This window comes from Stenotrophomonas sp. CASM106, from assembly GCF_049384825.1.
GTDB lineage: Bacteria > Pseudomonadota > Gammaproteobacteria > Xanthomonadales > Xanthomonadaceae > Stenotrophomonas > Stenotrophomonas muris.
In genome coordinates, this window is the sequence record NZ_JBMRFS010000003.1 from 194,361 (window position 1) to 212,457 (window position 18,097).

Consider the following 18,097-nt stretch of genomic DNA (forward strand, 5'->3'; position numbering starts at 1 on the left):
TTCTTAATGAGTGGTGGAGCCAAGGAGGATCGAACTCCTGACCTCGTCATTGCGAACGACGCGCTCTCCCAGCTGAGCTATGGCCCCACGGCAGGGCTTCAGTGTAGCCAACTGGCTGCGCCTTGCCAAGCCGACCCCTGATGTGCCGGACGGCGTGGCATGAAGGCGTGCACTGTGCCGAAACCGTCCGGTTTGTCTGGCCCGGATGCCGCGCAACGAAATCGTAACAATTTGGGGGATAATGGCGGCTTGCGCAGTTCTCCTCCTTTTTGCCGCCCGGCTCGCGCAGGCCGCACGGACGCCTCCTCAGAGCATTCCATGCCCTCCCATTCCGATTCCCGCCGCCTGTCGGGTATGTCGTCTTCCTTCGTTTCCTTCCGCCGCCATCCGCTGGCCCTGGCCTGTGCCGGCCTGGCCCTGGTCGGCAGCTTTGGTGCCGCCGCGCAGGACAGCGCGCCGACCCCGACGGGCCTGGACACGATCACCGTGACCGCCGAGCACCGCGAGCAGAACCTGCAGGAAGTGCCGGTCTCGGTGGGCGTGGTGCAGGGCGAGCGCATGCGCGACTTCACCGCCGGCGGCGACGACACCCTGCTGGCGCTGTCCGGCCGCGTGCCGAGCCTGTATGCGGAAACCACCACCGGCCGCATCTTCCCGCGCTTCTATATCCGCGGCCTGGGCAACATCGACTTCTACCTGGGTGCCTCGCAGCCGGTGTCGATCATCCAGGACGACGTGGTGCTGGAACATGTGGTGCTGAAGTCCAACCCGGTCTATGACGTGGACCAGGTGGAAGTGCTGCGCGGCCCGCAGGGCTCGCTGTTCGGCCGCAACACCACCGCCGGCATCATCAAGTTCGACACGCTGAAGCCGACCCAGGACTACACCGGCCGCGTCAGCGCCAGCTATGCGACCTACAACAGCGTGTCGATCGACGGCGGCTTTGGCGGCCCGATCAACGACATCGCCTCGTTCCGCGTGTCGGCGCTGTACCAGCACCGCGACGACTACGTCGACAACACCTACAAGGGCCCGAGCGCTGACGGCACGGTCAGCCCGAAGAAGAACGCCATGGGCGGCTTCGATGACCGCAACGTGCGCGCGCAGCTGCTGCTGACCCCGAGCGACCAGTTCTCGATCCTGGCCTCGGCCCACGCCCGTGATTACGAAGGCACCTCGACCCTGTTCCTGCGTGGTGCGCTGACCAAGGGCTCGAACAAGACCGACGTGCCGCGCGACCAGGTCGCCTACGACGAAGCCGGCAACAACCCGCAGGCCTACAAGACCTACGGCGGCTCGGTGAAGGCACGCTACGACTTCGGCGCGATCGACTTCACCTCGATTACCGCCTATGAGACCACCTCCGGCTACAGCCGTGGTGACACCGACGGCGGCGCTGCGGTGAACTTCCCGGTCAACGGCGTGCCGAACGGCTACGGCCAGTCGATGGGCCGCATCCGCGACCTGGACCAGTGGACCCAGGAATTCCGCCTGGCCAGCCATGACGACAGCGCCCTGCAGTGGCAGGCCGGTGCGTTCTACTTCAACGGCAGCGACACCACCGACTTCTACCAGCGTGCGTGGTTCCTGCAGGGTGCGGCCCGCAACCCGAACAACTGGGTGCGACTGCGCAACAAGAACACCTCGTGGGCCGGTTTCGGCCAGCTGAGCTACGCCTTCACCGACAAGTTCACCGTCACGGCCGGCCTGCGCCAGACCAAGGACGAGAAGCACACCCGCCTGCTGAAGACCGCTGACACCGCCGCCGGCGTGGTGACCTACAAGGGCCGCACCGACGTCAAGATGTCCGACACCACCCCGAGCTGGGATCTGAGCGCGATGTACCAGATCACGCCGGACGTGAGCGTCTATGCGAAGGTCGCACGCGGCTTCCGCGGCCCGACCATCCAGGGCCGTTCGGCGGTGTTCAATGCCGACTTCACCACCGCCGATTCCGAGACCATCCTGTCCTGGGAAGCCGGCGTGAAGAGCAGCCTGTGGGACAATCGCCTGCGCCTGAACGCCACCGCGTTCACCTACACCGTCAATGACATCCAGCTCAACGGCAACGATTCGGACGGCAACGGCGTGCTGTTCAATGCCGACAAGGCCAAGGCCTACGGTTTCGAAGCGGACATGGAGCTGCGCCCGATCCCGAACCTGACCCTGAGCGCCGGCGTCAGCCTGCTGCACAGCGAGATCAAGGACAAGCGCGTCTACGCGCAGGTCTGCGGCCTCAACGGCAAGGTGGTGTGCACGGTGAATGACCCGACCATCAAGGTCGGTGCCAACACCTTCGCGCAGATCGACGGCAACCCGCTGCCGAACGCGCCGAAGTACAACGTCAACCTGGCCGCCCGCTACGACTTCCCGGTCAGCGACGCGGGCACCATGTTCGTGTCCACCGACTGGAACAAGCAGGGCTACACCAGCTTCGTGCTGTACGACAGCAAGGAGTTCAACTCCAAGGGTGATTTCGAGGGCGGCCTGAAGATCGGCTACTCGGGCAACTACGGTGCCTATGAAGTGGCGCTGTTCGCGCGCAACATCACCAACGAGAAGAACCTCAAGGGTGTGATCGAGAACTACATGGCCGCGGTCTACAACGAACCGCGCACCGTCGGTGTCTCGTTGAACATGAACTGGTAAGGCGTTGCCGCGAGGGTGGGCGGTCCCACCCTCGCACTGCTGGAGTGCGCAGGGCGGCCCGGTGATCCGGGTCGCCCTTCTTGTTGCGTTCGACGGCGGCGGGAATGCAATCCGGCGCCGCGCCCGGTGCTTCAGCGTGCCGGCAGCAGCGCCTGCAGCCGCGATTCCAGTTCCTGCTGGCGCCAGCCGGCCAGTGCGGCCGGCCACTGGCGGCGTTCCAGATAGCTTTCCAGGTGCTTGCGTGAGGCCAATACGCCATCCGGCAGGCCCAGTTCGCGGCTGCGCTCGGCAACCGCGTCCTGCAGCTTCTTCAGTGCCTGCTTGTTGCTGTCGTTGGCCGGCAGCGCCAGCGGTGCTTCGGCCTCATCGGCCAGCGGCGTATCCAGCGCCTGCCACACAGCGCCCGCGAGCTTGCGCGGTGCCTTCGGGAACTGTTCGAACAGCTTGCCCAGTGCGGCGGCATCGGCCGGTGGCGTGCGTGCCAGCGTGGCGGCCAGTTCGTTGTCCAGGATCCAGCTGCGCGGGCGGTCGCTGCTGCGTGCCTGCACATCGCGCCAGCGCAGCAGACGCAGCAGCCGATGCTGTGCGGCCGTGTCGAGGAACTGCGCCGAGCGCATCGCCAGGTGCGGCCAACGGTCTTCGTCATTGGCGACGCTGGCCAGCAGGCGCTCGCCGTCGTCGTGCAGCCACTGCTGGCGGCCCAGCGCCTGCAACCTGGCATCGATGGCGTCATGCAGCGCGAACAGGTGCTCGACATCGTCGGCGGCGTACTGCAGCTGCGATTCGGACAACGGGCGGCGCATCCAGTCCGAACGGGTTTCGCCCTTGGCCAGCGCCACGCCGGTGATTTCCGCGACCAGCTTCTGGTAGCCCATACCGCCACCGATGCCGGCCAGCGAGGCGCCGATCTGGGTGTCGAACAGCGGACGTGGCAACACGCCGCAGGCCCACTTGAAGGCGACCAGGTCTTCGCTGGCGCTGTGCATCACCTTGACGATCGATTCATCGGCCAGCCACGGCGCCAGCGCCTCGGTCATGCCGGGAATCAGGGGGTCGATCAGCAGGATGTCCTGCCCGACCGCCATCTGCACCAGGGCCAACTGCGGCCAGAAGGTGCGTTCACGGATGAATTCGGTGTCCAGGCCGATGCGGGCCGGACGCTGCTGGAAGTACGGATCCAGCTCGGCGGGGGTGGTGATCCAGATTGCCACGGGTCAGGGCCTACTACTCGGGTTTGCTCAGGCAGGGGAGAATAGCCTAACGTCGGTCCGCATCCGTGCCGAAGGAGATCCTGCTTGCGTTTTCCGCTGTCGTCCGTGCTGTGCACCGCCCTGGCCCTGGCCGGCTGCACGCCGTCGCCCTCGGCGACGCCGGAGCCGGGACCGGCTGCTGGCGAAGACGCACGGCCGCAGCAAGGCATGCAGGCGGACGCGACGCCGGAGGCGGCGCAGGGCAGCGTCACCATCGCCGGTGAGGATGCCGCCGAGGATGTGCAGCGGTGGACGCCACCGCGGGTCGATCGGCAGGGGCGCAGCCTGGCCCAGCTGCGTCGCGCGGCCGAGAAGGCGTTCGCCGAAGGGCGCCTGTACGAGGACGCCGACGCGGCGGTTCCGCTGTGGCTGGCGGTGCAGGAGGAAGACCCGGATGACCGCCAGGCCCGCAACGGCCTGCAGCGCGCCCGCCAGCGCCTTCAGCAGCAGGCCGATGCCCTGCTGGTCCGGCCGCTGCAGCAGCGCGAGGCGCTGGCCGAGGCCAGCCGCCAGGCACTGGTGCTGCTGACCCTGGCGCCGAAGGATGAGAAGGTTCGCGCGCTGCAGGGACGGGTGGAGCTCGCCCAGCGCGTGGTGGCCTACAACCGTGCCGGCGAGGAAGACCTGCGTTCGGGGCGGATCGGTGAGGACGGTGACGGAGCGATCGGCAACTTCCGTGAAGCGCTGGCCCTGGATGAACACAACAGCCGGGCACGGCAGGGCCTGGCGGCGGCCGAGAGTGGCCTGATCCGCCGTGCCGAGGACGCGGCGCGGGTGCGTGACTTTGCCAGCGCCGGCACCTGGCTGGCCGAAGCCAGCAAGGTCCGTGACTCATCACCGGCCATTGCCGATGCCTTCGAACGTATCGAACAGATCCGCGCGGCGGCACTGCTGCAGCTGCGCGATGATGGCCTTCGCGAACTGGCGACGCCACAGGGCCTGAAGCCGGCGCGCGAGAAGCTGGCCGAGGCCCTGCGCATCGCCTTGCCAGGGGATGCGGTGGTGGCCCAGTTGCGCGAACGCATCGACCTGGCCACCCATTACGGCAGCTTCCGTCCCGGGCAGGTGTTCAGCGACGCCATGCGCGATGGCGGGCGCGGCCCGCAGATGATCGTGGTGCCGCATGGTGGCTTCCAGATGGGCGCGGGTGATGCCGAGCCCGGTGCCAGCGATGCCGAGCGGCCCTCGCATTATGTGCGCTTCGACCGCGGGTTTGCGATGGCGATCACCGAGATCACGGTCAGTGATTTCGAGCGCTATGTGAAGTCGACCAATGCGCGGCCGCGTGCGACCCGGCGCGGCCACTCGGTGGTCTATGACGAGCGCAGCGGCAATTTCATCCGCCGCAGCGGTGTGGACTGGCGTTCCGATTACGATGGCGCGCGCGCACTGGGCAATTCGCCGGTGATGCATGTGAGCGTGCGTGATGCCGAAAACTACGCGGCGTGGCTGTCTGAGCAGACAGGACGCAGCTACCGGCTGCCGAGCGAGGCCGAATTCGAGTACGCGCTGCGTGCCGGCAGCAGTGGCCGTTATCCGTGGGGCGACGCCGGCACGCCGCCGCCCGGCGCTGGCAACTTCACCGGCAGCAAGGATGTCTCGCCCTCGGGACGGCACTGGCACAACGCCTTCGTCGGCTATGGCGATGGCTGGTGGGGGCCCGCGCCGGTGGCCAGTTTCCAGGCCAATGCCTTCGGCCTGCACGACATGGCCGGCAATCTCAGCGAGTGGGTGGCCGACTGCTGGCATGCCAGCTACCGGCGTGCGCCGTCCGATGGTGTCGCCTGGTTCAACCCGGGCTGCCGGTCGCGGGTGATCCGGGGCGGCAACTGGGCCAATGCGCCCGAGCAGACCCGTGCGGCCTGGCGGCAATCGCAGGACTCGGACACCACCAACGCGCGCATCGGCTTCCGTCTGGTGCGGGGCATCTGAGCATCGGGCTTCACCCGCTGCTGGCGTCCGCGCACTAAGATTGCGCCGTGCCCGCCGGCCGGCGGGGCCTGCTGGAAGACACCGATGCGCAACGATCCCTTTTCCCGCTCGCCGCAAGGCCCGCAGCGGCGCGGCCTGTTCGGCAACATCCGCTGGTGGGTGCTGCTGCTGGCAGCGGGCTATGCGGTGTTCTACTGGTTCTCCAATCGCACGGTCGATCCCTACACTGGCGAGAAGGTGATGATCGACAGCAGCCTGGATGCGCGCCAGGAGACCGCGCTCGGGCTGCAGGCCTACCAGCAGATCCTGTCGCAGGAACGGCCGATGGATCCGAATGCGCCGATCGCGCGTGATGTGCGCGACATCGCCCAGCGCCTGATCGCCAAGGTGGACGTGGTGGAGACCGCGCTGGCACAGGAGCACGGCGTGCAGCCGGCGCATTTCGCGCGGGATTTCCAGTGGGAAGTGAATGTGATCCCGTCCGAGCAGGCCAATGCGTTCTGCCTGCCGGGTGGCAAGATGGCGGTCTACACCGGCCTGGTGCCGGTGGCGCGTACGCGTGACGCGATGGCGGTGGTGATGGGCCATGAGATCGCCCATGCGCTTCTACGCCATGGTGCACAGCGGATGGCGCAGCAGAAGCTGACCCAGATCGGGCAGATGGCTGGTGCCGCCAGCGGCATGGATGCGCAGCAGCAACAGATGATGATGTCGGCGATGGGCTACGGCTACCTGCTGCCCTATGCGCGCAGCCACGAGACGCAGGCCGATGAAGTGGGGCTGATGCTGGCCGCAGCGGCCTGCTTCGATCCCCGCGAGGCGGTGCCGCTGTGGCAGCGCATGGGCCAGGCCAGTGGCGGCCAGGCGCCGCCGGAGTTCGCCTCCACCCACCCGAACCCGGGTACCCGCATCCAGAACCTGCAGGCGCTGATGCCGAAGGCGCTCGAGTACCGGCAGAAGTTCTGCGAGCAGGCAAAGTAGGGGGGGCGGCAGGGCTTGCAGCCCTGCACCCGCGGTAGGTAGTGCCGGGCCGCTGGCCGGCAGCAGCAACAGCGGAAGCGGGTTTCCTGAGGGATGGCGGGGTGGGTCCGGTTGCGGGAGACGCCGTAAACCCTTCCATGGGGGCTTGGCCGCGGCATCCATGCCGCGGACACTCCCGCAACCGGACCCACCCCGCCTTCGACAGTTTGCTGCGGTCTGTGGGAAATGCTCTTGGGGTCAGATCCGTTTTCCGTAGGAAAACGGATCTGACCCCGAATTGATTCGATATCTGACAGGATCTACCGTGTCGACCAAGCTCGACACCTACCAACAGTCATCGGAATCTGTCAGAGGTGGGGCGGTGTGGCTGTGCAGGACCGTTGGCGCCATCGAGCCCCCAGGGGTGAGGGCGCTTTGCTTGCGAAGCACTGCTTCGCAAGCGCCCGAACGCACAGCCGCCGGCGGCTGGGCCGGACCGCGCAGCGGGGTTTACGGCGCGTCCTGCACAGCCACACCGCCCCGCCAAACCATCAGCAATCCAGAGCCGCTTTTGCTGTTGCTGTTGAGGTTGCCGGCCAGCGGCCGGCACTACCGCAGGTGCAGGGCGCAGCCCTGCCGAACACCCCTTACTTGACCTGTACGTCGATCACGCCGTCGCCGACGCGGGCCTGCAGGGCGTCACCAGGCTGCACCTGGTCGATGTGCCGCACCAGCGTACCGTCATCGCTGCGGGTCAGGATGCTGTAGCCACGCGCCACGGTCGCCAGCGGGCTGACTGCTTCAAGTGAACGCGCCAGTCCGCGCAGTCGCAGTGCATCGCGCTCCAGCAGGCGCTGCATTGCGGCCTGCGGCCGCCCGCGCAGGGCAGCCAGACGGCGCTGCATCGCATCGAGCTGGCGCTGCGGATGGTGCCCGCGCAGCACTGCCGCCGCATGACGCAGGCGCGCGGCGCGGCGCTCCTGCTGCTGATTGAACGCCGCATGCAGGCGCCGGCCCAGATCCAGCTGGCGTCGGCGCAACAAGTCCAGCCGCGCCTGCGGGCTCTGGGCGTTCAGGCGCAGCAGGGCGCGGTCGGCGCGCTGCATCGCCTGCTGCATCGCATGCCGTTGCAGCTGCACCATGCGCGCGGCCGTGCGGCGCAGGCGCAGTGCCAGTTCGCGCTGGTCGGGTACCAGCAGTTCAGCTGCCACCGAAGGCGTCGGTGCACGCAGGTCGGCGGCGAAGTCGCTGAGGCTGAAGTCGGTTTCGTGGCCGACCGCCGAAACCACTGGGGTGTGGCTGGCGGCGATCGCACGGGCCAGGGCTTCGTCATTGAAGGCCCACAGGTCTTCCAGCGAACCGCCGCCGCGGGTCAGCAGGATCACGTCGTAGCGACCACTGGCATCGGCCGCCTGCAGCAGGCGGGTGATCTGCGCGGCGGCGCTGCTGCCCTGCACCAGGGTCGGCAGCAGGTCGACTTCCAGCAGCGGGAAACGGCGGCCGAGCACGCTCAGCACATCGCGCACGGCGGCGCCGGTCGGCGAGGTGATCACTGCCAGACGTTGTACATGCGCCGGCAGTGGCCGTTTGCGCGCCGGGTCGAACAGGCCCTCGGCCTCCAGCCGTGCCTTCAGTTCCTCGAAGGCGCGGCGCAGTGCGCCTTCGCCCGCCTCCTCCATGTGGTCCAGCACCATCTGGTACTCGCCACGGGCGTCGTACAGGGTCACCTTGCCGCGCACCAGCACGCGCATGCCTTCGCGTGGCACGAACTTCAGGTACTGCGCCTTCATCCGGAACATTGCGGCACGCAGCTGCGCACGCGCGTCCTTCAGGGTGAAATACAGGTGACCGGAGGCAGGACGCGCCACGCTGCCCAGTTCGGCCTCGACCCAGATCGCCGGGAAACTGCCTTCCAGCAGGTCGCGGGCCAGGGTGTTGAGCTGGCTGGGGGTGAAAATGTCGTTGTTGCGTGGCTGCATGGGAACGGCGTGCTGCGGGTGGAGCGGGGGCTCAGGATCGCACGTCAGCGCGCCGTGTGCTGGCCCAGCGCCCACTGCACGTGTTCACGCACCAGCGGCGAGGGATCATCGACGCGGGTCTGCAACGCGGCCAATGCTTCGGCCGAGGACGGTGCGTTGCCCAGTGCCACGGCGATATTGCGCAGCCAGCGCTCGTGCCCGCTGCGGCGGATCGGGCTGCCCTCGGTGCGGCGCAGGAACTCGGCCTCGTCCCAGGCGAACAGCTGGTCCAGGCGCGCGGTATCGAGGTTGTTGCGCGCGCGGAAATCGGCTTCGTCGGTGCGCTTGGCGAACTTGTTCCAGGGGCAGACCAGCTGGCAGTCGTCGCAGCCGTAGATGCGGTTGCCGATCAACGGACGCATGTCTTCGGGAATGGCGCCGTCGTGCTCGATGGTCAGGTAGGAAATGCAGCGCCGCGCGTCCAGCCGCTGCGGGCCGGTGATGGCCTGGGTCGGGCAGACGTCGATGCAACGCGTGCAGGTGCCGCAGTGCGCCGTGGCCGGCGTATCGATCGGCAACGGGATGTCGATGTAGATCTCGCCGATGAAGAACCATGAACCGCCATGGCGGTCGATCAGGCAGGTGTGCTTGCCGATCCAGCCGAGGCCGGCGTTGCGCGCCAGTGCGCGTTCCAGCACGGGGGCGGAATCGACGAACACGCGGTAGCCCAGTGGCGCTACTTCATCGTTGATCTGCGTCGCCAGCTTCTGCAGGCGGTTGCGCATCAGCTTGTGATAGTCGCGGCCCAGCGCGTAGCGCGCCACGTAGGCGCGGCCCGGGTCGGCCAGGGTCGCCCAGGCTTCGGTGTCGTCCTTGTGGCTGTAGTCCATGCCCACTGAAATCACGCGCACGGTGCCGGGCAGCAGCTCGGCCGGTCGCGCGCGCAAGGTGCCGTGGCGCGCCATCCAGTCCATCGTGCCGTACAGGCCCTGGCCCAGCCAGTCGGCCAGGTGCGCTTCATCCTCGCCCAGTTCGATACCAGCGATGCCGCAGCGCTGGAAGCCATGCGCACGCGCCAGTTCGCGGATGCGCTGCACGGCCTGGACCGGATCGACAGGGGTGGGGGCGGGGGACATGTGCACCAGTATAAAATCCCTGCATGGCCAACCTTGCCGATCTGTTCGATTCCGCTGCCGCGCGTGCGCTTGATGCGCAGGCCTCGGCGTTGGCCGCCGACGGCGGCTGGGGCCTGATGGCGCAGGCAGGCCAGGCCGCCTGGCAGTGCCTGCTGCAGCATTGGCCGCAGGCGCGGCGGATCGGCGTGGTGGTCGGCGCTGGCAACAATGGGGGCGATGGCCATGTGCTGGCCCGTCACGCGCTGCAGGCCGGGCGCGAGGTGACAGTGATCGCCCTGCCGGGCAGGCCGCCCTCGACCGCGCTGGCACAGCGTGCAGCATCTGAATTCAGGTCCGGCGGCGGCACCATCACCGATTTCGACGGCATGCTGCCCGAGGCCGACGTCTGGGTTGATGCCCTGTTCGGGCTGGGCTTTGATCGCGCGCCGGAGGGTACCGCGCAGGCGTTGATTACCGCGCTCAACGCGCAGACTGCGCCGTTGCTGGCGCTGGATGTTCCCAGTGGCGTCGATGCCGACCGTGGGGCGGTGCCGGGCGTAGCAGTGCGCGCTGCACTGACCCTGCAGTTCATCGTGGCGCATCGCGGGCTGTATTCCGGCGATGCGCTGGATCATTGCGGGCACAAGGTCCTGGCGCCCCTGCTGTTGCCCGCGGCGGCCTGGCAAGGCGTGGTACCCGCTGCGGAGCACTGGACGCAGGTGAGGTTGCGGGCCCTGTTGCCACCGCGCCGCGCCAATACCCACAAGGGCGAATCCGGGCACGTGCTGTGCGTCGGCGGCAACCATGGCAGCGGCGGTGCCATCGCGATGGCGGCCGAAGCCGCCTTGCGCGCGGGTGCGGGGCTGTTGAGCCTGGGCACCCGCCGCGACCACGTCGGTCCACTGCTGGCCCGGTTGCCCGAGGCCATGACCCATGCACTGGAAGATGGCGATGTGCTGCCGGCGCTGCTGGACAAGGCGAAGGTGGTGGCGATCGGGCCCGGTCTGGGCCAGGACGAATGGGCACGCGCCTTGTTTGCGCGGGTGCTGGCCAGCAACAAGCCATTGGTGGTCGATGCTGACGCCCTGAACCTGCTGGCGCAGGATCCGCGCGCGTTGCCCGATGCCATTCTCACACCGCACCCGGGCGAGGCCGCGCGCCTGCTCGGCTGCAGCACGGCTGAAATCCAGGCCGACCGCTACACCTGTGCGCACATGCTGGCCGAGCGCTTCCATGCCGTGGTGGTGCTGAAGGGCGCTGGCAGCATCGTGGCAGCGCCTGGGCAAACGCCCCGGTTGATCGCTGCCGGTAACCCAGGGATGGCCGTGGGAGGCATGGGCGACCTGCTCACCGGCATCATCGCCAGCCTGCGCGCGCAGGGCCTTGCGGCCTTCGATGCCGCGGCCGCGGGCGCGCTGCTGCATGCGCTGGCGGGCGATGCAGCTGCCGCCGATGGCGCGCGCGGCCTGCTTCCTACTGATCTGCTGGCGCCGCTGCGGCGACTGGCCAACCCGGACCTCTCCCCATGACCGAATTCTTCCTTGCCGACAGCGACGCCACCGAACTGCTCGGGCAGTGGCTGGCGGCCACCCGGCCGCCGCAGGCGCTGATCGAACTGCGCGGCGACCTGGGTGCCGGCAAGTCCACCACGGCCCGCGCGCTGCTGCGCGCGCTGGGCGTGCAGGGCGCGATCCGCAGCCCCACCTACACCCTGGTCGAGCGCTATCCGCTGGCCAGTGGCGGCGAGGCGTGGCACCTGGACCTGTATCGCATCGGCCAGGCCGGTGAGCTGGATTTCCTCGGCCTGGACGAGGGCAGCGCGGTGCTGTGGCTGGTCGAATGGCCGGAACGGGGCGCCGGCGCGCTGCCGCCGACCGACCTGGTGGTGGCGCTGGAGATCGAGGGGCAGGGACGGCGCGTCCGTCTCACTGGGGCCAGCGACGTAGGACATGAATGGCTGGAACGGCTGCCGCAAGGGGGCGACTTGCAGGCCATTTCTGTCGGCTGACGAGAACAAAGACCGGCAGGTTACGGATTATTAAGGAAAAAGGTGTTGCATTCCGTTCAGCGCGGTGATTGAATCCTGAGCCATGCGCCCGGGGAACCGTCTCATCGCCATCTGTGCCGCCGTCGGACTGGGTCTGGCGAGCGTCAGTACGTGGGCGGGTGAAGTCCGACAGGTCCTGCTGAACACCGGCGCTACCGGCACCCGTGCCGAGATCTCGCTGGTCGGCAGTGGCGGCTACAAGACCCTGTCGCTGGCCGGCCCGAACCGCCTGGTGGTCGATTTCCCCGACTCCAGCGCCATACGCAACCTGAAGATGCCGGCCGCGCAGGGCGTGGTCACGGCGGTGCGTACCGGACAGCCGGTCCCGGGCACGTTCCGCGTCGTTTTCGACCTCGCCGAATCGGTGGCGCCGTTCCGCCCGCAGATGCAGCGCGAGGGCAATGAATCCAAGCTGGTGATCGAATGGCCGGGCGATGGCCCGGCCGTGGCCAGCAGCCGCCCGGCGGCGACGCCAGCCGGGCAGCCGCAGGCGCCCGCTGCGGGAGCTGCACCTGTACCGACTCCGGCCGAGAGCGCGCAGTCGCGCACCGATGCCGCGCGTGCCACGGCCCTGCTGACCGCACAGGTACAGCAGCAGGCCAGCGCCACTGCCGCCGCACCGGCCACGCCGACCCCGGCACCGACCACCGCGCCGGCCCAGGTTGCTGCGGCCGGTGTCACCGCCAGCAGCACGCCGTCGTCTTCGCCGGCCGCGATCCTCGCCGGCCAGCGCACCGCAGCGGTGGTGACCACGCCGCCGGCCACCGTGCCTACACCGGCACCGACGCCGGTGGAACCGCCGCGTCCTGTCATGCCCAGCGATGCGTCGCGTATCCGCATGCAGGCCGGCATGCGCCACCTGGTGGTGGCGATCGATCCCGGCCACGGCGGCCAGGACCCGGGTGCGATAGGCCCGACCGGCAAGCGCGAGAAGGATGTCACTCTGGCAGTGGCGCGCGAGCTGGCCCGCCAGGTCAACGCCACGCCGGGCCTGAAGGCCTACCTGACGCGCGACAGCGACGTGTTCATTCCGCTGCCGATGCGTGCGCAGAAGGCGCGTGCGAACAAGGCGGACATCTTCATCTCGATCCATGCCGACGCGGCCGAAAACCGCTCGGCCACGGGCTCATCGGTCTACGTGCTGTCGACCAAGGGCGCCTCTTCGCAGCGCGCCCGCTGGCTGGCGGACAAGGAAAACGCGGCCGACCTGGTCGGTGGCGTGCGCCTGCAGCAAACCGAAGGCACCCTGGCCAACGTGCTGCTGGACCTGGCGCAGAGCGGCTACATGAAGGCGTCCGAAGACGCGGCCGGCCACGTGCTGGGCGGCCTGAAGCGGATCGGCAACAACCACAAGCCGAACATCGAGCGCGCCAACTTCGCGGTGCTGCGCACCTCGGACATGCCGGCGATGCTGGTGGAAACCGCGTTCATCTCCAATCCGGATGAAGAACGCCGCCTGATGGACCCGGCGTACCAGCGCAAGATCGCTGGCGCCGTGCTGGATGGGGTGCACACCTTCTTCAGCCGCCAGCCGCCGCCGGGGACGTTGTATGCGGCCCGCGCCCAGGCCGAGATCGACGCGGCCGGCACCATGGCCGGCGGCAGCAAGTAAGCCGCCGAAGGCGGGTTACTGCTTTCCGTAGAGTCGAGCCGCGCTCGACTGGGCCTTGTCGGTAGCCCGCAGTCGAGCATGGCTCGACTCTATCCTCGGCAGCTCCGCTATCATCGACCCATGAAGTCTGCTGCCCATCACCTCCCATGAGCGCGCCCGGTCCGCGCCCGATCCGGCCGTTGCCGGAGATCCTCATCAACCAGATCGCCGCTGGCGAAGTGGTCGAACGGCCTGCGTCGGTGGTCAAGGAACTGGTCGAGAACGCGATCGATGCCGGCGCCAGCCGTGTCGACATCGATCTGGAAGAAGGCGGTGTACGCCTGATCCGCATTCGCGACAATGGCAGCGGCATCGCACCGGAGCAGCTGCCCCTGGCGGTATCGCGCCACGCCACCAGCAAGATCGCCGACCTGGACGATCTGGAATCGGTGGCAACGCTGGGGTTCCGCGGTGAAGCGCTGCCTTCGATCGCCTCGGTCAGCCGCTTCACCCTGGCCTCGCGCCGCGCGCATGACGAGCACGGTTCGGCGTTGCAGATCGAAGGCGGCAAGATCGGCGAGGTGACCCCGCGCGCGCACGCGCCGGGCACCACGGTGGAGGTGCGCGAGCTGTTCTACAACGTGCCGGCGCGGCGCAAGTTCCTGCGCGCCGAGCGCACCGAACTGGGCCATATCGAAGAGTGGCTGCGTTCGCTGGCGCTGGCACGGCCGGATGTCGAGCTGCGCGTGTCGCACAACGGCAAGGCCTCGCGGCGCTACAAGCCGGGCGATCTGTATTCCGATGCGCGCCTTGCCGAAACGCTGGGCGAGGATTTCGCCAACCAGGCCGTGCGCGTGGACCACAGCGGTGCCGGCCTGCGCCTGCATGGCTGGATCGCGCAGCCGCATTATTCGCGCGCGAGCGCCGACCAGCAGTACCTGTACGTCAACGGTCGCTCGGTGCGTGACCGCAGCGTCGCCCACGCAGTGAAGATGGCCTACGGCGATGTGCTGTACCACGGCCGCCAGCCGGCCTATGTGCTGTTCCTGGAACTGGATCCGACCCGCGTCGACGTCAACGTGCACCCTGCCAAGCACGAAGTGCGCTTCCGTGATTCGCGGCTGGTCCATGATTTCGTCTACCGCACGCTGAAGGATGCGCTGGCCGATACCCGCGCCGGCATGTCGGCGCAGGAGATCGGTGCCGGTGCTGCGCAGCCGGTGGATGCCACGGCCGTGCCGATGGCATCGAGCGCAGGCGCGTCGGGATTCGGGCTGGTGCGTGGGCCCGCGCCGGGTGCCGGCTCGGGAGGTGGTGGTGGCGGATTCTCCGCATGGCGCCCGCAGCAGCCGCTGGGCCTGCAGGTGGCCGATGCACCGGCTGCCTATGCCGCGCTGTATGCCGCACCGGCCGGCGCCGAGCGCGGTGCTGCGCTGCCGCCGATGCCGACCGAGAACGGACTGCCGGTCACCAGTGCCGACGCAGGCGTGCCGCCGCTGGGCTATGCGATCGCGCAGCTGCATGGCATCTACATCCTGGCCGAGAACGCCGAAGGCCTGATCGTGGTCGACATGCATGCGGCCCACGAACGCATCGGCTACGAGCGCCTGAAGAACGCGCACGATGGCATCGGCCTGCAGTCGCAGCCGTTGCTGGTGCCGATCACGCTGGCAGTGGGCGAGCGCGAGGCCGACACCGCCGAGAGCGAAGCTGAAACCCTGGCGGCGCTCGGCTTCGAGGTGACCCGTGCCGGCCCCGGTTCGCTGCACGTGCGCAGTATTCCGGCATTGTTGGCGCATGCCGAACCGGAAGGGCTGCTGCGCGACGTGCTGACCGACCTGCGCGAGCATGGCCAGAGCCGCCGCGTGGCCAGTGCACGCGACGAACTGCTGTCGACCATGGCCTGCCACGGCGCGGTGCGTGCCAACCGGCGCTTGACCCTGCCGGAAATGAACGCGCTGCTGCGCGACATGGAAATCACCGAACGGTCCGGCCAGTGCAACCACGGCCGACCGACCTGGGCCCGTTTTTCGCTGGCGGAGATCGACCGCTGGTTCCTGCGCGGACGTTGAGGGGAGCATCGATGCGTTATCGGGGAATGGCGGGCCTGCTGGCCGCCGTGGTGTTGGCCGCCTGCAGCCCGGCAACACCGCCGGTGCCGACGGCCGCTGAAGATCCGGCCTACGCGGCCGCGCAGCAACAATGGCGTGTAGCGCGCTACCAGGACCTGACCCGGCCCGATGGCTGGACGGCCCTGGTGGGCCTGCACTGGCTGCAGAACAAATCGCATTTCGTTGGCAGCGGCGCTACCAACGGCATCCGCCTGACGGTTGGCCCGGACAAGCTGGGCCTGCTGCGTCGCGAAGGGACGCAGTGGTGGTTCACGCCTGAAGCCGGTGTCGATGTCAGTCATGATGGCCTGCCGGTGCGCGGCCGCATCCGCGTTGACACCGACAAGGACGCGCAACCGACGCTGCTGGCCTTCGATGGCGGCAAGGGCCAGCTCAGCATCATCCGCCGGGGGCCGCGGGACGCGCTGCGGGTCAAGCATGCCGATGCGCCTGCGCGGCGTGACTTTGCCGGCCTGCAGTACTGGCCGGGCGGCGTGGACTGGCAGGTGCAGGCGCGCTTCATCGCGCACCCGCCGGGCAAGACCCTGCCGATCGTCGACATCACCGGCCTGACCACCGAGATGCCCAATGCCGGCGCGGTCGAGTTCGAACGCGATGGCCGCAGCTGGCGGCTGGAAGCGATCGGTGCGCCCGGGCAGCCGCTGTTCCTGATCTTCGCCGACCGCACCAGCGGCCGCGGCAGCTATCCGGCCGGTCGCTACCTGGATACCGGTGCGCCCGCCGCAGACGGCACCGTGCGCATCGATTTCAACCATGCCTACAACCCGCCGTGCGCGTTCACCGCCTACGCCACCTGTCCGCTGGCGCCACCGGAAAACCGGCTGGACCTGCGCGTGGAAGCGGGCGAGAAGGCGTACCACCTGCCTGAAGGAGAAGGCTGACCATGCCGATCAAACACCTGTTCCGTGCCGCGTTGCTGATGGCGGCGTGCGCGATGGCACCCCTGGCCACTGCCCGCGATGCGCCGGGCACCACGGCTGCGGCCGCGACCGCCGCGGCGGCCAAGCCGCCCGTACCGCTGTTGTGGAAAGTCACCGGCCCGGGCGATGCACGCGTGTACCTGCTGGGGTCGTTCCATCTGCTGAAGCCGCAGGACTACCCGCTGTCGCCCGATGTCGAGCAGGCGTTCGAGGCCTCGCAGCGGGTGGTGTTCGAACTGTCGCCGGAAGACATGCAGTCGCCGCAGCTGGCCAGCCGCATGGTGCAGGCCGCGACCCGCACCGATGGCAGCGAGCTGAAGCGTGATCTGGATGCGCCGACCTGGCAGAAGCTGCAGGCCTTTGCTGCCCAGAACCAGCTGCCGCTGGCCCAGATGCAGGGCATGAAGGCCTGGTTTGTCGGCCTGAGCATTTCGGTCGGGCAGATGCAGAAGCTGGGCCTGGACCCGGCGCTGGGCCTGGACCGCCACTTCATGGAGCGTGCGCAGAAGACCGGCCGCAAGACGGCGGGCCTGGAGGACATCGATACCCAGATCGGCATGCTTGACGGGATGACGGTGCAGGAGCAGCGGCAGATGCTGGCCGAAGCGCTGGACCAGGCCGGCAAGGCCGATGAGCAGGCGCGGCTGCTGCATGATGCATGGCGTCGCGGCGACGAGCGCCTGCTGTGGACCAAGATGGCGGCGGAGATGCGCCAGCAGTATCCGCAGCTGTACCAACGCATCAACACCGGGCGCAACGATGCCTGGGTGCCGAAGCTGCAGCCGTACCTGCAGGCCGGGCAGGGCGGTACGCTGGTGGTGGTCGGCACGCTGCACCTGCTGGGCAGTGATGGCGTGGTCGAGAAGCTGAAGGCCAAGGGCTACAAGGTCGAGCGCGTGTGCACGGGGTGCAAGGCGAAACGCTGACGCATCGTTGGCGCGATGCCAAACAGAACGGCGCGCCAGGGGCGCGCCGTTTTCGTATCAGCCGTAGCTGCCGTTCAGCGGCGGGTCTTGCCGCCGGTGCCGGTGCCGGTGCCCGGTTCGCCGGGCTTGTTGCCGGTGCCGGTTCCCGTTCCGGTACCGCCCGGGCGCGGGCCACCGAAACCGCTGCCCATGCTGCGCTGGAATTCCTGCCACAACTCCAGGTTGCGCTCGGTCAGCTGGTTCATCATCGCCCACGGGGTCTGGCCCAGCAGGTTGCCCATCTGCTGGCGGAACTGCTGCTGCTGGTCGAGGAAGACCTGCATGCTGCGCTCCAGATAGTTGCCCATGAAGCCCTGCAGGGAATCGCCGTAGAAGCGGATCAGCTGGCTCAGCAGCTGGGTGGACAGCATCGGTTCGCCGTCCTGTTCCTGGTCGGCGATGATCTGCAGCAGGACCGATCGAGTGAGGTCGTCGCCGCTCTTGGCGTCGCGGACTTCGAAGTCTTCACCGTCCAGGATCAGCTGGCGCACGTCCTCGATGGTGATGTAGCTGGAGATCTCGGTGTCGTAGAGACGGCGGTTCGGATACTTCTTGATGATGCGGGTCGCAGCCATGAA

Annotated in this window: 13 protein-coding genes and 1 tRNA gene; 9 read left to right on the forward strand and 5 right to left on the reverse strand. The window is 68.3% G+C overall.

Going from position 1 to position 18,097, the window contains the following annotated elements:
• Positions 1-11: 11 nt before the first annotated feature.
• A tRNA-Ala gene (locus tag VG556_RS08305) sits at positions 12-87 on the reverse strand.
• 231 nt (positions 88-318) lie between these two features.
• On the opposite strand from VG556_RS08305, the gene VG556_RS08310 reads away from it, so the two are divergent.
• Positions 319-2,649 (forward strand): TonB-dependent receptor, encoded by a 2,331-nt coding sequence (locus VG556_RS08310; protein ID WP_100450353.1) that lies wholly within the window; start codon positions 319-321, stop codon positions 2,647-2,649.
• Between the two features lie 131 nt (positions 2,650-2,780).
• Here VG556_RS08310 and rnd read toward each other — a convergent pair whose 3' ends face one another.
• Entirely contained in the window at positions 2,781-3,860 is a 1,080-nt protein-coding gene (gene rnd, locus VG556_RS08315) for a ribonuclease D (RefSeq protein ID WP_032956162.1), read from the reverse strand.
• An 84-nt stretch (positions 3,861-3,944) separates the two neighbouring features.
• Here rnd and VG556_RS08320 point away from each other — a divergent pair, with 84 nt between their 5' ends.
• The gene (locus tag VG556_RS08320) at positions 3,945-5,831 is read left to right on the forward strand and encodes a formylglycine-generating enzyme family protein (protein ID WP_014647818.1); all 1,887 of its coding nucleotides are present in this window, start codon (positions 3,945-3,947) and stop codon (positions 5,829-5,831) included.
• An 84-nt stretch (positions 5,832-5,915) separates the two neighbouring features.
• The gene (locus tag VG556_RS08325) at positions 5,916-6,812 is read left to right on the forward strand and encodes a M48 family metallopeptidase (protein WP_005417787.1); all 897 of its coding nucleotides are present in this window, start codon (positions 5,916-5,918) and stop codon (positions 6,810-6,812) included.
• Between the two features lie 626 nt (positions 6,813-7,438).
• Here VG556_RS08325 and xseA read toward each other — a convergent pair.
• Together xseA and queG are read right to left on the reverse strand one after the other, a co-directional pair.
• Positions 7,439-8,770 carry an exodeoxyribonuclease VII large subunit gene (gene xseA, locus VG556_RS08330; RefSeq protein ID WP_100450351.1) on the reverse strand — a complete coding sequence of 444 codons (1,332 nt, stop codon included), beginning with the start codon at positions 8,768-8,770 and terminating at the stop codon, positions 7,439-7,441.
• 44 nt (positions 8,771-8,814) lie between these two features.
• On the reverse strand, positions 8,815-9,885 hold the full coding sequence (queG, locus tag VG556_RS08335) for a tRNA epoxyqueuosine(34) reductase QueG (protein ID WP_032956157.1): 1,071 nt from the start codon (positions 9,883-9,885) through the stop codon (positions 8,815-8,817).
• Between the two features lie 23 nt (positions 9,886-9,908).
• Between queG and VG556_RS08340 the strand changes: the two genes are divergently transcribed.
• The 6 genes from VG556_RS08340 (at position 9,909) to VG556_RS08365 (ending at position 17,480) form a co-directional block, all read left to right on the forward strand.
• A complete protein-coding gene (locus VG556_RS08340; protein WP_049405930.1) occupies positions 9,909-11,393 on the forward strand; it encodes an NAD(P)H-hydrate dehydratase in 1,485 nt (494 codons plus the stop codon).
• Positions 11,390-11,872, forward strand: coding sequence for a tRNA (adenosine(37)-N6)-threonylcarbamoyltransferase complex ATPase subunit type 1 TsaE (gene tsaE / locus VG556_RS08345; RefSeq protein WP_049405932.1), 483 nt, complete (start codon positions 11,390-11,392; stop codon positions 11,870-11,872). Before VG556_RS08340 ends, tsaE begins: the two co-directional genes overlap by 4 nt.
• A gap of 82 nt (positions 11,873-11,954) precedes the next feature.
• Positions 11,955-13,523, forward strand: a complete 1,569-nt coding sequence (locus VG556_RS08350) for an N-acetylmuramoyl-L-alanine amidase (RefSeq protein WP_100450350.1) — start codon at positions 11,955-11,957, stop codon at positions 13,521-13,523.
• Positions 13,524-13,669: 146 nt separating this feature from the next.
• Positions 13,670-15,574: a DNA mismatch repair endonuclease MutL gene (gene mutL, locus VG556_RS08355; RefSeq protein WP_100450349.1), complete on the forward strand. Its 1,905-nt coding sequence runs from the start codon at positions 13,670-13,672 to the stop codon at positions 15,572-15,574.
• A gap of 11 nt (positions 15,575-15,585) precedes the next feature.
• The gene (locus VG556_RS08360; protein WP_049405937.1) at positions 15,586-16,515 is read left to right on the forward strand and encodes a DUF1684 domain-containing protein; all 930 of its coding nucleotides are present in this window, start codon (positions 15,586-15,588) and stop codon (positions 16,513-16,515) included.
• 2 nt (positions 16,516-16,517) lie between these two features.
• The gene (locus VG556_RS08365; RefSeq protein ID WP_049405938.1) at positions 16,518-17,480 is read left to right on the forward strand and encodes a TraB/GumN family protein; all 963 of its coding nucleotides are present in this window, start codon (positions 16,518-16,520) and stop codon (positions 17,478-17,480) included.
• 74 nt (positions 17,481-17,554) lie between these two features.
• Here VG556_RS08365 and phaR read toward each other — a convergent pair whose 3' ends face one another.
• Positions 17,555-18,094, reverse strand: a complete 540-nt coding sequence (gene phaR, locus VG556_RS08370) for a polyhydroxyalkanoate synthesis repressor PhaR (protein WP_032956189.1) — start codon at positions 18,092-18,094, stop codon at positions 17,555-17,557.
• Between the last annotated feature and the right edge of the window lie 3 nt (positions 18,095-18,097).

Excerpts from the sequence above, each read along its gene's own strand:
- VG556_RS08325 (WP_005417787.1), top strand. The coding sequence starts at position 5,916 with ATGCGCAACGATCCCTTTTCCCGCTCGCCGCAAGGCCCGCAGCGGCGC.
- queG (WP_032956157.1), bottom strand. The coding sequence starts at position 9,885 with ATGTCCCCCGCCCCCACCCCTGTCGATCCGGTCCAGGCCGTGCAGCGC.
- VG556_RS08350 (WP_100450350.1), top strand. The coding sequence starts at position 11,955 with ATGCGCCCGGGGAACCGTCTCATCGCCATCTGTGCCGCCGTCGGACTG.
- VG556_RS08360 (WP_049405937.1), top strand. The coding sequence starts at position 15,586 with ATGCGTTATCGGGGAATGGCGGGCCTGCTGGCCGCCGTGGTGTTGGCC.
- xseA (WP_100450351.1), bottom strand. The coding sequence starts at position 8,770 with ATGCAGCCACGCAACAACGACATTTTCACCCCCAGCCAGCTCAACACC.
- phaR (WP_032956189.1), bottom strand. The coding sequence starts at position 18,094 with ATGGCTGCGACCCGCATCATCAAGAAGTATCCGAACCGCCGTCTCTAC.
- mutL (WP_100450349.1), top strand. The coding sequence starts at position 13,670 with ATGAGCGCGCCCGGTCCGCGCCCGATCCGGCCGTTGCCGGAGATCCTC.
- VG556_RS08340 (WP_049405930.1), top strand. The coding sequence starts at position 9,909 with ATGGCCAACCTTGCCGATCTGTTCGATTCCGCTGCCGCGCGTGCGCTT.
- VG556_RS08365 (WP_049405938.1), top strand. The coding sequence starts at position 16,518 with ATGCCGATCAAACACCTGTTCCGTGCCGCGTTGCTGATGGCGGCGTGC.
- VG556_RS08310 (WP_100450353.1), top strand. The coding sequence starts at position 319 with ATGCCCTCCCATTCCGATTCCCGCCGCCTGTCGGGTATGTCGTCTTCC.
- tsaE (WP_049405932.1), top strand. The coding sequence starts at position 11,390 with ATGACCGAATTCTTCCTTGCCGACAGCGACGCCACCGAACTGCTCGGG.